The following is a 12,560-nucleotide window of genomic DNA, read 5'->3' on the forward strand; positions in this document are numbered from 1 at the left end:
TCGCCTTCAGGAAGTCCGGTGTGATTTTCGGAAGGCGCGTTGCGTTGAGTGAAATGTGCAGGCAAAGCATTCGCCCCGGGGTTTGAGCTTTGGGGCATCAAGAGGGTAAGTGACGTGGCAATCTGGCTGGAACAATCGTCTCAAGATTTCGAACAGGCATTCGCGACATTCCTGACGACGAAGAGAGAAGTCTCCGAGGACGTCAATGTTGTCGTGCGCGATATCATTCATGATGTCCGCACCCGTGGCGATGAGGCGCTCGCCCATTATTCTCTGAAATTCGATGGCCTGGATTTTACCAAGACATCCATGCGCGTGACCGCTGAGGAAATCGATGCAGCAATTGCGCAGGTCGATCCTGCCGTGCTGGACGCGCTGAAGCTTGCGGCCGCGCGAATTGAAAAGCACCATGCCCGGCAAATGCCGAAGGACGATATTTACGAGGACGATATCGGTGTGGGCCTCGGCTCTCGCTGGACGGCCATCGAAGCTGTGGGTCTGTATGTGCCCGGCGGCACCGCAAGCTATCCGAGTTCGGTGCTGATGAACGCGGTTCCGGCACGGGTTGCCGGCGTTGAGCGCGTCGTGATGGTCGTTCCGGCCAATGGCGGTGTCATCAACCCGGCGGTGCTGGCGGCAGCGCGCATTGCAGGTGTTGAGGAAATCTACCGCATTGGCGGCGCACAGGCTGTGGCGGCACTCGCCTATGGCACGCAGACGATCGCGCCAGTGGCCAAGATCGTCGGCCCGGGCAATGCCTATGTGGCAGCGGCCAAGCGCCATGTGTTCGGCACTGTCGGCATCGACATGATTGCCGGACCTTCTGAAGTGCTCGTGATTGCGGACAAAAACAACAATCCCGAATGGCTGGCCGCCGATCTTCTGGCGCAGGCCGAGCATGACGAGGGCGCACAATCCATTCTGATCACCGATGATCGGGAATTGGGCAAGGCCGTGGAGCAGGCCGTTGAACGCCAGTTGAAACTCTTGTCCCGTGAGAAGACGGCGACTGCGAGCTGGCGCGATTTCGGCGCGATCATTCTGGTCGATGACCTCAAGGCCTCGCTTCCGCTGGCCAACCGCATCGCGGCAGAGCATCTGGAACTCGCCGTCGATGATCCCGACGCGCTGATGGCGGGCATTCGCAATGCCGGTGCGATCTTTGTCGGACGCCACACGCCTGAAGTCATCGGCGATTACGTCGGCGGTTCCAACCACGTGCTGCCGACGGCGCGCTCTGCGCGCTTCTCTTCGGGCCTGTCTGTTCTCGATTTCGTCAAGCGCACGTCGATCCTGAGGCTTGGGCCGGATCAGTTGCGGCAACTGGCGCCAGCGGCCATCATACTGGCCCATTCCGAAGGGCTGGACGCCCATGCGCGCTCCGTTGCCATTCGTCTCAATCTAGAGGGTTAAGAGATGGAGCCCGGCGCTTTCAGGCTCTGCGATGTGGTACTGGACGAGAGCATCGGCCGGTCCACACCCGACGTGGAGCATGAACGCGCCGTCGCAATCTTCGATCTGATCGAGGAAAACAGTTTCGAGCCCAATGGCCATGCGGGTGGGCCTTACAAGCTCAATATTTCGCTTGTCGATTCCAAGCTGGTTTTCACCATCAGGACCGAAGACGAGCAGGCTGTTGCCACCCACATCCTCTCGTTGACGCCATTCCGGCGGATCATCAAAGACTACTTCATGATCTGCGAAAGCTATTATGAAGCGATCCGTTCTTCCACGCCAAGCCAGATCGAGGCCATCGACATGGGTCGGCGCGGCATTCACAATGACGGCTCGCAAACGCTGATGGATCGTCTCTCAGGCAAGATAAAGGTCGATTTCGATACGGCGCGTCGTCTGTTCACATTGGTCTGTGTGCTCTATTGGCGGGGGTAGGCGTGCAGGACCCTGTCGGCATCGACTTGAAAGACAAGCCCCCGCGCGCCATATTGTTCATGTGCGGCATGAACTCCATTCGCTCACCCATGGCCGAAGTCATCGCCAAACAAATCGTTGCTCCCGGCATCTACATTCAATCGGCAGGCGTGCGCGCAGGTGAGCGCGACCCTTTCGTGGATGCGGTGTTGGATGAGGCGGGTCTGACGCTTGGAAAACACAAACCGCGGACGCTGGATGAAATCGAGGATGATTTCTTTGATCTTATCATTACGTTGACGCCGGAAGCGCATCATGCCGCCCTTGAACTGACCAGATCGAACGCCCTTGATGTCGTCTACTGGCCAACCATGGATCCAACGGTGGCGACAGGCACGCGAGAACAGATTCTGGAAGCCTATCGCGAGGTGCGCGAGCATCTCAAAAAGCTGATTTCGGAGCGCCTGCCGCAGCGGCCAAGGCTGTTTTCCGAGACACTTTAAAACGATTGACAATTTAGGTTCACAAATGTGCGGCGATTGTGTAGTTTCCGCGCAATTTTCCCGGACTGCTCAGTCCGGCATTATCAACAGGAAGAAAAACTCTATATGACCAAAGAAGAAGTCCTCGAATTCCCGGGCGTCGTAACCGAACTTTTGCCGAATGCCACGTTTCGCGTGAAGCTGGAAAACGAACACGAAATCATCGCCCACACAGCCGGCCGCATGCGCAAGAACCGTATCCGCGTTCTGGCGGGCGACAAGGTGCTTGTCGAAATGACACCATATGACCTGACCAAGGGTCGCATCACCTATCGTTTCAAGTAATCGCCCGGCAGACCGGACGACTGGCAGAGCATGACAGACGCAAAACAAAAGCTGATTCTGGCTTCCGGGTCGCCACGCCGCCTTGAGCTGTTGCATCAGGTGGGCATTGAGCCCGATCGTTTGATGCCAATGGATATCGACGAGACGCCAGCCCGGCTTGAACATCCCCGCACGCTATGCCGCCGCCTGTCCTTGCAGAAGGCCGAGGCTGCTTACAAGGCGGTGAAGGGTGAGCTTGCCTGGAAAGGCGCCTATGTGCTTGGCTCCGATACGGTGGTGGCCGTGGGCCGCCGCATTGTCGGCAAGGCTGAGTATATCGAAGAGGCTTCGGCGGCACTTCATCTTCTGTCCGGCCGCAGCCACTGGGTCTATACGGGCGTCTGCCTGGTGACACCCAGCGGTAAGGTGCGCCAGAAGGTGGTTGAAACCAAGGTTCGTTTCAAGCGCCTGTCGCAGGATGAAATCGAAAGCTACATCGCGTCAGGCCAATGGCGCGGCAAGGCGGGTGCTTACGGCATTCAGGGCATTGCCGGTTGTTTCGTGCAGAAGCTGACCGGATCCTACACCAATGTCGTCGGGCTACCGCTCTATGAAACGGTGTCACTTCTGGCTGGTGAAGGCTTCGAGGTGGCTTCCTCCTGGCAAGAAGGCTAATCCCAGTGACCGATCCATCCAACAAACCGACTGTCACACCGCTGCGAAAGGCGCAGCCTTGCCCGGAGTGCAAAAGGCCCTCCACGCGCGAAGACTATCCTTTCTGCTCGGATCGCTGTCGGTCTCTGGACCTTTCGCGCTGGCTGAAAGGCTCCTACGCCATTCCCGTTGCAGATGATGAAAGCAATCCGGATGAAGAAGGTGTCGCACAGCGCCGCAGCGACGAAGAGTATTAAGCCACCAAACATGGCTATCTATGAAAAACGCCGTAAATCCTCGTGATTTACGGCGTTTTCTTTTGCTCGAAACGAATTACGTTCGACTAACCTGATTTCAGCTGCGCCACGGCTAGAAGCGTATCGGCGCTGATGGATGTCGCGCCGCTCAGGATCGACAGGGTCGAAGAGCTGTTATTGTTCTGAACATCGTAAAGGGCGGTAAACCGCTTCAGCATCTTTCCGACGTAATCCGGGTCCTGCAATTTGGTGATGTCGATATAGGTGTTCACCAGATCCGCCTGCTTGGTCACATCCATGTTGCCGACCGAGGTTGGCAGGTTATAGGCAGTCTTGAAGAACTGGAACAGCGCATCGTCGCTGAGGAAGCCATAGGCGCTTGAAATGGTGGGCGCCATGCGCTCGAAATACAGCGCAAGCCGAACGCCCGCATTGGATTCGCCTTGGTCTTCTTCCATCGTCTGGCGGACATACTGGTTGGTCGTTTCCAGAATAGCGCCTCGCTGCTGCGCTCCACCAACGGCCTTTTCAGTCAGTTTACCTTCAGTATCGAAGTTGAACGATGCGACAATCTCGGCGAATTTATTGTCATCCAGTGAATTGACGTAGCTTTTCGGGTCCGACAGGTCGGACGTGAACATCTTCTTCAGGTCAGCCGGTTCGACGCTTTTGGGGTCGATGCCATTGGCCTCGAAAATGAACTTCGTCAGGCGGCTATCGGCCAGCAAGTCTTTCACAGACTTGATCGATTGCATTTGCGATTTGTAATATTCGATCTCGGCGTCCGCTTTCTTGCCAGCCGCATCTTTTTCGGCCCCGGTCAGCGATCTCAGCTTCGCGTTCTGGTAATCGCCCGCAAGTCTCTCCGTTATGCTTTCCGATTGCGCCAGAAGAGGAGCCTTTAGCGAGCCATCGGAGGTGAAGTTGAACGCCTTGTTCAGCTCAACGAAGCGTTCGTCTTTCAGGGTGTTGACGTAGCTTTTCTTGTCATTGACATCGCTCGTCAAAACACGCTTCAGCTCAGACTGGCTGACCTCATCAGGATCAATGCCGAAAGCCCTGAGTGCCACGTCCCAGACTTCGGTGACGCTGTCATTCTTCTTGTCCTTATCCTTTTTGTTCGAGACGAAGAAGTCCTCGATGCTGGTAAAGCCCTCGACCCGTGCTTTATAGTTGGTAATGGCTTCGTCCGACGCTTTGGACTGGTCTTCCAGAAACGCGGTCTTGTACTTCTTGTTGATGTCGACGGTCTGGAGCGCGGTCTGCGCCGTGTTGCCTGACGCCAGCGTGCCATCCGTTTCGAAATTGAAGCTGTCCAGCAGCTTCGTGTTGCCATAGGTCGTGGCAAAGTTCACGCTCGACATAAGGCTTGCCACGCTGCTGGCCATGATCGTCGGGTTCAGGTCGAACGCCGTTTTGACGTAATCCAGCATCCGAGGATCGGCAACAAGCTCGGTGGCCGTTGCCACCGTGGCGACGTTCTTTTCCCAGTAACGCTTGTTGGCATCGGCCAGGGTATCGGATGGGAATGTCGACTGGTTGTAGATGTAGTCCAGCTTCAGATCTTCGGTCTGGTCAGCCGTCTGCACGCTGCCATTGATGGTGCCGTCTGTCTTGAAATTGAAAGCTTCTGCGAGTTTTTTCCATGCAGGATCTTTGGCCTGATTGGCGACGCTCGCCGGATCATTGAGATCGCTGGTCAAAACCTGTTTCAGATAGGACTGGGACGTATATTTCGAATCAAGGCCGGCCGCATCGAGCATATAGGTGCGAAGGCGCTCATTGTTGACGAGGCCGTCGAGACTGGTGACCTTGGTAATCTGCGCGGCGAAATAGGTGGATTCGGCTTTGAGCGATGTTTCCTCGGCTGTGAACGACGCCTTGTAGGCATCCGTCAGGCTGGTGGCCTGTTGGGTGTTCTGAACAGTCTTGGTATCGCCCTTGAAGTTGAAAGCCTCAGCAAATTGCAGGTATCGCTTGTCGGTCATGGAATTGGCGAAGCTGGTGCTATCGCTGAGATCGCTCTCCAGAACCTTGCGCATGAAGGCCTTGCCGTAGGTCATATCCTCAAGACCGTAAGACTTCATGGCATAGGAATAGAGACGATAGTCGCCCAGAAACTCATCGACCGTGGAGACCTTGCCGATGTTTTCTTCGTAATAGGCGGTTTCACGCGCAACCGAAGCCTTGCTGGCAACTGTCTCCAGCGAGGATTTGATATCCCGGTTTACGTTGAGGTAACTGGTATAGGTAGATACAGTCGACATGGATAGCCTTGCAGGGTTTGGCCTTTGAGGGTCATGGCCAGAGTGCACGCTATCATCGCGCGAAGTTCCTGCCTAATATATTACAGAAATAGTCTGAACCAAAGCCTAAATATAGCGGGCGATTAAAAAGCAGATCTCAGGCCTTACCTCGCGTTTTTGTCCATTCTCGCGCAAGCTTGATCCCATAATGCTGCGACGTCGATCTCTGTCCATTGGGTCGGCAGGCTTTTCCATGAGGGCAAGGCCGGGACATTTCTACAGTTCTCATCAAGAGATGGAGTTAGAATGGCAACGCCTCCAAGCATATTGCCCCTTCCGAAAGTCGCGGCGCGTGGGCGCGATATCGGGTTTGCGGTGGGCATCGTGTCCATTCTGTGCATCCTGTTCCTGCCGATCCCTGTCTTCCTGATCGACATGGGTCTGGCATTCTCGATTGCATTCTCCGTCCTCATCCTGATGGTGTCCCTGTGGATCCAGCGCCCGCTGGATTTTTCATCTTTCCCGACCATTCTTCTGATCTCGACCATGATCCGTCTGGCGCTGAACATCGCCACGACGCGAGTCATCCTGTCCCATGGCAACCAGGGCCACGAAGCAGCCGGCGGTGTTATCGCTGGCTTCTCCAGTCTTGTGATGTCGGGCGATTTCGTGATCGGTCTGATCGTCTTCCTCATCCTCATCGTGGTGAACTTCATCGTCATCACCAAGGGTGCAACGCGTATCGCGGAAGTCGGCGCGCGCTTCACCCTCGATGCCATTCCCGGCAAGCAGATGTCGATCGATGCCGACTTGTCGGCTGGTATCATCAATGAAAAAGAAGCCCAGCTGCGTCGTCACGAGCTGGAAGAAGAAAGCGCCTTCTACGGTGCCATGGACGGTGCGTCCAAGTTCGTGCGCGGTGACGCTGTCGCGGGCCTCATGATTACCGGCATCAACATTTGCGGCGGCATCATCATCGGTGTTTTCCGCCACGGCATGGCCATCGGTGAAGCCGCTGACGTTTTCGTCAAACTGTCGGTGGGTGACGGTATCGTTTCGCAGGTGCCGGCCCTCATCGTTTCGCTGGCCGCCGGCCTTATCATTACCCGTGGCGGTGCCAAGGGCTCCACAGACACCGCGGTTCTCAACCAGTTGAGCGGATACCCGAAGGCTCTTGGCGTTGCTGCCGGGCTGATGATGGTTCTCTCGCTTGTTCCCGGCCTGCCATTCTTGCCGTTCATGACGCTGGGTGGCTTGCTTGCCTTCGGTGCCTGGATCATCCCGCGCCAGCTGGCGCAGGAGAAAGACGCCGAGCGCGTGGCCGAAGAACAGCAGACGAACAAGGCCCAGGAAGCCGAAAAGGACACCGTCAAGAATTCTCTGCGCACAACCGAAATCGAGCTTGCGCTTGGCAAGCAGGTTTCGCCAAGATTGCTCGGCGCGCACCAGGAGCTTGGCTTCCGTGTCGGCAAGATGCGCAAGAAATTCGCAACCCAGTACGGTTTCGTCGTGCCGGAAATCAAGGTCACAGACGATATCGCCATTCCCGACAAGTCCTACCAGATCCGCATTCACGGCACGACGGTTGCCGCCAGCACCCTGCGCGTCGGCGAAGTTCTCGTCATCACCGGCAAGGGTCGCAGACCGTCTGTTCCGGGCGACGAGGTTCGGGAACCAGCGTTCGGCATGCCGGCCGTTTCCGTGCTTGAAAACTTCGTGGAAGACCTCAAGCGCGAGGGCTTCCATCCGATCGACAACATCTCGGCACTTCTGACCCATGTCAGCGAAGTCATTCGCAACAATCTGCCGATGCTGCTGTCCTACAAGGACGTCAAGGTGCTGATCGATCGCCTTGACCCGGAATACAAGAAACTGGCGGACGAAATCTGCTCGTCGCACATGTCCTATTCCGGCTTGCAGGCCATTCTCAAACTGTTGCTGGCAGAGCGTGTTTCCATCCGCAATCTCCACCTCATTCTCGAAGCCGTGGCAGAGCTTGCGCCGCATCTTCGCAGAACAGAGCAGATCGTCGAGCATGTCCGTATTCGTATGGCTCAGCAGATTTGCGGCGACCTTTCGGACAATGGCGTGCTGCGCGTCTTGAGACTTGGCACCAAGTGGGACGTCGTGTTCCAGCAGGCCATCAAGCGCGATCCAAAGGGCGAAGTGATCGAATTCGATATCGATCCGCGTCAGGTGGAAGAGTTCTCGAACGAGGCGAGCAAAGTAATCCGTGAATACATGGATGTCGGGCTGCCTTTCGTACTTGTTACCTTGCCGGAAACCCGTTCTTATGTGCGCATGATTACGGAACGCCTCTTCAGCACGCTGCCAGTCCTCTCGCATGTCGAATTGGCCAAGGGCACGGAAATAAAGATACTCGGCTCGATCTCATGATCTCAGACCCGCAGGGAACGGTTGTGGCGCTGTTTCTGGCATTTTGCCGGATTGGTGCCTGCTTGATGGTGATGCCGGGATTTTCCTCGGCGCGCCTTCCCATGCAAATCCGCCTGCTGACGGCCATGGCTCTCGCCATGGCCATTCTGCCTTTGATGTGGACCACGATCTATCCCGTGGTGACGACCGATGCCATCACGCTTCTCAAATTCATGTTCTTCGAATCGCTGATTGGCGCGACCTTCGGAATGATCGCGCATCTCTATGTGCTGGGCATGCAGTTTGCCGCGACCGCCATGGGCATGGCCATGGCCTTTACCGGCCCGCCGGTGCAGGATGTGCTGGAGGATACGTCGGAAAGCCAGCTAGCCAGCATGCTATCCTATGGCGTCTTGCTGCTGCTGTTCATTCTCGATTTCCATCATGTGATTTTCCGTGCCATCGTGGAATCTTACACGTCCATTCCGCTGGGCGGGGCCATGAGCGTGCAGCGAATGCTGATCTCGCTGACCGATACGCTGGTCGCTTCAATGACCATTGCCCTTCGCGTCGCCAGCCCGTTCATTCTGTATGGATTTCTGTTCAATATGGCGATTGGCCTCATCAACAAGATGGCCCCGCAGATACCGGTCTATTTCATCTCGACGCCTTACGCGCTTGGCGGGGGTCTGCTGTTGCTGTATTTTGGCATAGCAGCATTGGTCAACCAGTACGTCACCGGGTTCTTTCGCGTCTTTGCGAATATGTGAGGGGCAATCATGGACGACAGCAAATCCAAAAAGCTCGGCAGGCTCGTCAAGGTCCAGGGACATTTGAAGCAGATGGCCGAAAACGAGCTGGCGATTACCACGCGTGAGCGCAATGAACTGGCCGAAAAAATCGATACCTTGACGGGCTACCTGACCTCTCTCGACCCGCTGCACCAGCACATGCTCAAGCACTATGCCACACGCCACGGCAGGCTGAAGTCTCGCGACATCAGACTCGAGTCCATCGAGAAAGCGCAGGAACAGCAGGTGGTGAAAGAGACGAAAAAGGGCGAGCGTCTCGAAGATAAAAGGGATGATGCGCGTGCGGACGAAGCGCGGGTGCGCGACGATAACAGCGTCTATGAGCTCATTGATTTGCAGATGAGCCTGAAAGACACCAGCCTCCAGCAAGGTTAGAGATATAGCGTCATCCGATAAAACGTAAAAAGGATGACGACGTTGGCCATTTCTCCTCCAAGCGATCTTGTGCTTGATGTTGTGAACGCAGCTGACCCGACACAGGTCATGGCGGCACGGGAAAAACTGCGCTCTGTGAGCGCAACACGCGAAGCATCGGTGCTGACAGCCAGCAATGCCGGCTTCGAATCTGCCATCAACAGCATCGATACGGCAGCCGGCAAGGCGGGCGTCGGCAACATCCACCACATCAAGTCCGATGAAAAGATTCCCGAAACCTACCGCAAGTTCGAGGCCAGTGTTCTGACGACTATGCTTCAGAACATGATGCCGAAGGACAGCGAAGAGGTTTACGGCAAGGGTTCTGCAGGTGAATTCTGGCAAAGCATGATGGCCGAGCAGATGGCGGATGCCGTTTCCAAGCGCGGTGGCATCGGCATTGCCGAACAGGCCTACGGTCAGGCCATGCAGCGGGTGCGCAATTCTGAGGCCCCCACCAAGATGAACGAGGACGACAAGAGCCTTGCCGTCAGCATGGTGACGGACTTCCAGCGGCGCACATTTTCTGTAGCCGAAACCAACAAGACTGAAAGCTAAAGCAATTCCAGCAAAAGTGGAAACCGGTTTTGCATCCGGAATTGCTTAAAACAAACAGATAGAGCTTTGAAGGTGAACCGTGTTCACCGGAAATGCTCTAAAGCGGCGGAGCGCTGATACATTATGGACATCGTAAACAACGACTATAGAACCCAGGCCATTCTGGGGCGTCTCGAAACCGTCATCGATAACGAAAACCAGCGGATCGGCAAGGATCCCGATTTCGATTTCAAATTGTCGAACGCCCATAAGAGCCGTTGCCTTTATGAGCTCAGCATGTTGTTGCGCGATGTCGATGGCGCCAAGATTGCCGCCGCGCACAAGCGCCAGATTCTGGACATCAAGGCAAAGCTTGCGATCAACCTGCGCCGCGTCGATGCCAATCTTCATGCCGTGAAAGCAGTGGTCGATCTGTTGAAGAACGCTGCCAGACGCGCAGAGGATGACGGCACCTACTCGCTGCAACAGTTTGCAAGTGGGGCGCAATGATCAAGCTGATCGCGACCGGGATATGGGTTCTCGTCGTAACGCTCGGCGGCGTCTATGCCGCCGTGACGCTCGGAAAGAAGGATAGCGAGAAGACCGTCGAGGTCGTCCGTCCACCGCACTTCGTCCAGAGCGAAACCGTGACACTGCCGGTGGTAACAGATGGCCAGGTGAGCGGATATTTCCTCGTTCGCGCCAGCCTTCAGATCGATGAAGAGGCAATGAAGGACGTTCATGTCCCCGTGCCGACCTATCTGACGGATGAGCTCTACACGCTGCTGGTGGGTAACAAGCTTGTTGACGTGAAGAATGCTGGCAAATTCGATGTGGCCGGTTTCAAGACGACGATCATGGACGGGTTGAATGCCCGCATGGAAAAGCCGTTTGTCAAGCAGGTTCTCATCGAGCAGATGGATTTCATCTCGAAAGAGGAGATCGAGGCGAGAGACCCGGGTCGCAAGCCCAAGAAAATCGTGGTCAATACCGATCCACCACCGCCAAAGCCAGCCGAGCCTGCCAAGGCCGCGCACTGATTATTCTCCCGCTAAAACCGCCCGGTCTGCTTCGTCAGTCCGGGCGGTTTTGCGTTTGGGGCGGGGCATGCCTCATGGCGCCAAGAAACCAGCTCGGTGCCGGCCTACGACGTGGCCAAGGGCTCGAAGCTCGAGCAGCACGCAGATGAGGTAAGACGGCAAATGGACGGCGCGTCGCAACGCTCATGGCCCCCGATAGGAGACGATCGATCAGTAGAACGATCTGACTAGTGAGCCGACCAGGAGGTTCCAGCCATCAATCAAGACAAAGAACAGGATCTTGAAGGGCAGGGAGATGGAGGTCGGCGGCAACATCATCATACCCATCGCCATGGTGATGGTGGCCACGACCATGTCGATGACAAGGAAGGGCAGGATGATCAGGAAGCCGATTTCAAAGCCACGGCGGATTTCCGATAGCATGAAGGCGGGGACGAGTACGCGATATTGCGGCACGTTGCCGTTCATCGTCTCCTGTCCACGCTCATTGGCCAGATCCACGAAGAGGGCGAGATCCTTGGGGCGGGTATTGCCGATCATGAACGTGCGAAACGGCTCGGCGCCGCGCTCGATTGCGACGGCTTCCGTGATCTGGTTCTGCAACAGCGGCTGTATGCCATCCTGCCAGGAACGCTCGAATGTCGGAGCCATGACGTAGAAGGTCATGAACATCGCCATGCTGGTGAGGATCATGGTCGATGGGGTGGTACCCAGGCCCATGCCGGAGCGCAGGATGGAAAAAGCAATGATGAAGCGAGGAAAGCTCGTCACCATGATGAGGATGCCGGGCGCGATGGACAGAACCGTGAGCAACCCGAAGGTGCGAATGATCCACGATGCCGCAGACCCGTCCAGTGGCAGGTTCAGCAGATCAGCCGGTGTTTGCTGGGCAAGCGCAAGCCCTGGGGTCAGGACAAGGGCCAGCAGTAGGACAAGGTTTCGAATCATTCGATCACAAAGGTTCTGAAGAGAACCTTGGATACGCGCCCTTTTGATCTAACGTCAACGATTTCTCTCAGGTCATCCCTAAGATATTGAAAGCCACGAGGGCCCTGGATCTGCTGAAGGGAGACAGTCCTGAGATAGGACATCAATTCCTGATGCAATTCCTGGCTCAACGGCACATCGCCGGGGCCGTTGAATTGCAGGGCAAGTTCCAGTCGGATCCACTTGTCGTTTGGATAGCCAAGATTGGTCACGATCGGATCGAGCGCGATCAGGCTCGGTCCCGCCGGACCTTTTTCCCCATGGGCGGCAGGGGCGCCATGTTCGCCCTCTGCCCCTGCAGCGGCTGCAGGCTCGGCTGCATGTTCCGGTGCGGCGGGGGCAGGTGTTGCCTCAACTGGCGCAGCCGGCACGAACAGGGCGTTGCCCACGAACCATCCGCCTCCCAGGCCGAGAAGCGAAAGCACCGCAATGGCACCTGCGGTCACGATGATCGACGGCTTCTTTGGGGCTTCAGGTTCGGTTGTAGTGAGGCTCATGATCGCTTCTTACGTCTGTCTCGGAGAGCAGCCCGTGCGGAATGCAATGGACCGTAGGTTCGTTT

The 12,560-nt window shown here is 56.3% G+C and carries 15 protein-coding genes; 12 read left to right on the top strand and 3 right to left on the bottom strand.

All coding sequences use genetic code 11. The annotated features are described in order from the left end of the window. Window positions 1–114 precede the first annotated feature (114 nt). The 6 genes from hisD (at window position 115) to yacG (ending at window position 3,586) form a co-directional block, all read left to right on the top strand. Entirely contained in the window at window positions 115–1,413 is a 1,299-nt protein-coding gene (gene hisD / locus RQI55_RS08395; protein WP_243256648.1) for a histidinol dehydrogenase, read from the top strand. A gap of 3 nt (window positions 1,414–1,416) precedes the next feature. Then, the gene (locus RQI55_RS08400) at window positions 1,417–1,890 is read left to right on the top strand and encodes a UPF0262 family protein (RefSeq protein WP_243256647.1); all 474 of its coding nucleotides are present in this window, start codon (window positions 1,417–1,419) and stop codon (window positions 1,888–1,890) included. Between the two features lie 59 nt (window positions 1,891–1,949). Then, on the top strand, window positions 1,950–2,372 hold the full coding sequence (locus RQI55_RS08405; RefSeq protein WP_192063843.1) for a low molecular weight phosphatase family protein: 423 nt from the start codon (window positions 1,950–1,952) through the stop codon (window positions 2,370–2,372). 105 nt (window positions 2,373–2,477) lie between these two features. Then, window positions 2,478–2,696: a translation initiation factor IF-1 gene (infA, locus tag RQI55_RS08410; RefSeq protein ID WP_027673809.1), complete on the top strand. Its 219-nt coding sequence runs from the start codon at window positions 2,478–2,480 to the stop codon at window positions 2,694–2,696. Between the two features lie 30 nt (window positions 2,697–2,726). Next, the gene (locus RQI55_RS08415) at window positions 2,727–3,350 is read left to right on the top strand and encodes a Maf-like protein (RefSeq protein ID WP_243256646.1); all 624 of its coding nucleotides are present in this window, start codon (window positions 2,727–2,729) and stop codon (window positions 3,348–3,350) included. Between the two features lie 5 nt (window positions 3,351–3,355). Then, on the top strand, window positions 3,356–3,586 hold the full coding sequence (yacG, locus tag RQI55_RS08420) for a DNA gyrase inhibitor YacG (protein ID WP_042618035.1): 231 nt from the start codon (window positions 3,356–3,358) through the stop codon (window positions 3,584–3,586). A gap of 86 nt (window positions 3,587–3,672) precedes the next feature. On the opposite strand, the gene RQI55_RS08425 is transcribed toward yacG, so the two are convergent. Then, entirely contained in the window at window positions 3,673–5,853 is a 2,181-nt protein-coding gene (locus RQI55_RS08425) for a DUF1217 domain-containing protein (protein WP_243256645.1), read from the bottom strand. A 285-nt stretch (window positions 5,854–6,138) separates the two neighbouring features. On the opposite strand from RQI55_RS08425, the gene flhA reads away from it, so the two are divergent. From flhA to RQI55_RS08455, 6 genes are all read left to right on the top strand, one after another. Then, on the top strand, window positions 6,139–8,229 hold the full coding sequence (flhA, locus tag RQI55_RS08430; RefSeq protein ID WP_042618037.1) for a flagellar biosynthesis protein FlhA: 2,091 nt from the start codon (window positions 6,139–6,141) through the stop codon (window positions 8,227–8,229). Continuing rightward, window positions 8,226–8,978: a flagellar biosynthetic protein FliR gene (gene fliR, locus RQI55_RS08435; RefSeq protein ID WP_042618038.1), complete on the top strand. Its 753-nt coding sequence runs from the start codon at window positions 8,226–8,228 to the stop codon at window positions 8,976–8,978. Before flhA ends, fliR begins: the two co-directional genes overlap by 4 nt. Before the next feature lie 9 nt (window positions 8,979–8,987). Next, on the top strand, window positions 8,988–9,395 hold the full coding sequence (locus tag RQI55_RS08440; protein WP_192063426.1) for a hypothetical protein: 408 nt from the start codon (window positions 8,988–8,990) through the stop codon (window positions 9,393–9,395). Between the two features lie 33 nt (window positions 9,396–9,428). Beyond that, the gene (locus tag RQI55_RS08445; protein WP_409233704.1) at window positions 9,429–9,992 is read left to right on the top strand and encodes a rod-binding protein; all 564 of its coding nucleotides are present in this window, start codon (window positions 9,429–9,431) and stop codon (window positions 9,990–9,992) included. 123 nt (window positions 9,993–10,115) lie between these two features. After that, window positions 10,116–10,481 (top strand): hypothetical protein, encoded by a 366-nt coding sequence (locus RQI55_RS08450; protein WP_042618039.1) that lies wholly within the window; start codon window positions 10,116–10,118, stop codon window positions 10,479–10,481. After that, on the top strand, window positions 10,478–11,011 hold the full coding sequence (locus RQI55_RS08455; RefSeq protein ID WP_042618040.1) for a hypothetical protein: 534 nt from the start codon (window positions 10,478–10,480) through the stop codon (window positions 11,009–11,011). The genes RQI55_RS08450 and RQI55_RS08455 overlap by 4 nt, the downstream gene beginning before the upstream one ends. Window positions 11,012–11,221: 210 nt before the next feature. On the opposite strand, the gene fliP is transcribed toward RQI55_RS08455, so the two are convergent. Together fliP and RQI55_RS08465 are read right to left on the bottom strand one after the other, a co-directional pair. After that, complete coding sequence (gene fliP / locus RQI55_RS08460; RefSeq protein WP_042618041.1) at window positions 11,222–11,959, bottom strand: flagellar type III secretion system pore protein FliP; 738 nt, start codon at window positions 11,957–11,959, stop codon at window positions 11,222–11,224. Beyond that, complete coding sequence (locus RQI55_RS08465) at window positions 11,956–12,495, bottom strand: flagellar basal body-associated FliL family protein (protein WP_192063428.1); 540 nt, start codon at window positions 12,493–12,495, stop codon at window positions 11,956–11,958. The genes fliP and RQI55_RS08465 overlap by 4 nt, the downstream gene beginning before the upstream one ends. Window positions 12,496–12,560 lie beyond the last annotated feature (65 nt).

The organism is Rhizobium sp. WCS2018Hpa-16 (assembly GCF_031843705.1).
Classification (GTDB): domain Bacteria; phylum Pseudomonadota; class Alphaproteobacteria; order Rhizobiales; family Rhizobiaceae; genus Agrobacterium; species Agrobacterium tumefaciens_C.

What these genes read in the sequence shown, in the direction of transcription:
- RQI55_RS08400 (WP_243256647.1), top strand. Translation starts at nt 1,417, where the DNA reads ATGGAGCCCGGCGCTTTCAGGCTCTGCGATGTGGTACTGGACGAGAGC.
- RQI55_RS08405 (WP_192063843.1), top strand. Translation starts at nt 1,950, where the DNA reads ATGTGCGGCATGAACTCCATTCGCTCACCCATGGCCGAAGTCATCGCC.
- infA (WP_027673809.1), top strand. Translation starts at nt 2,478, where the DNA reads ATGACCAAAGAAGAAGTCCTCGAATTCCCGGGCGTCGTAACCGAACTT.
- RQI55_RS08415 (WP_243256646.1), top strand. Translation starts at nt 2,727, where the DNA reads ATGACAGACGCAAAACAAAAGCTGATTCTGGCTTCCGGGTCGCCACGC.
- RQI55_RS08425 (WP_243256645.1), bottom strand. Translation starts at nt 5,853, where the DNA reads ATGTCGACTGTATCTACCTATACCAGTTACCTCAACGTAAACCGGGAT.
- flhA (WP_042618037.1), top strand. Translation starts at nt 6,139, where the DNA reads ATGGCAACGCCTCCAAGCATATTGCCCCTTCCGAAAGTCGCGGCGCGT.
- fliR (WP_042618038.1), top strand. Translation starts at nt 8,226, where the DNA reads ATGATCTCAGACCCGCAGGGAACGGTTGTGGCGCTGTTTCTGGCATTT.
- RQI55_RS08440 (WP_192063426.1), top strand. Translation starts at nt 8,988, where the DNA reads ATGGACGACAGCAAATCCAAAAAGCTCGGCAGGCTCGTCAAGGTCCAG.
- RQI55_RS08445 (WP_409233704.1), top strand. Translation starts at nt 9,429, where the DNA reads ATGACGACGTTGGCCATTTCTCCTCCAAGCGATCTTGTGCTTGATGTT.
- RQI55_RS08450 (WP_042618039.1), top strand. Translation starts at nt 10,116, where the DNA reads ATGGACATCGTAAACAACGACTATAGAACCCAGGCCATTCTGGGGCGT.
- RQI55_RS08455 (WP_042618040.1), top strand. Translation starts at nt 10,478, where the DNA reads ATGATCAAGCTGATCGCGACCGGGATATGGGTTCTCGTCGTAACGCTC.
- fliP (WP_042618041.1), bottom strand. Translation starts at nt 11,959, where the DNA reads ATGATTCGAAACCTTGTCCTACTGCTGGCCCTTGTCCTGACCCCAGGG.
- RQI55_RS08465 (WP_192063428.1), bottom strand. Translation starts at nt 12,495, where the DNA reads ATGAGCCTCACTACAACCGAACCTGAAGCCCCAAAGAAGCCGTCGATC.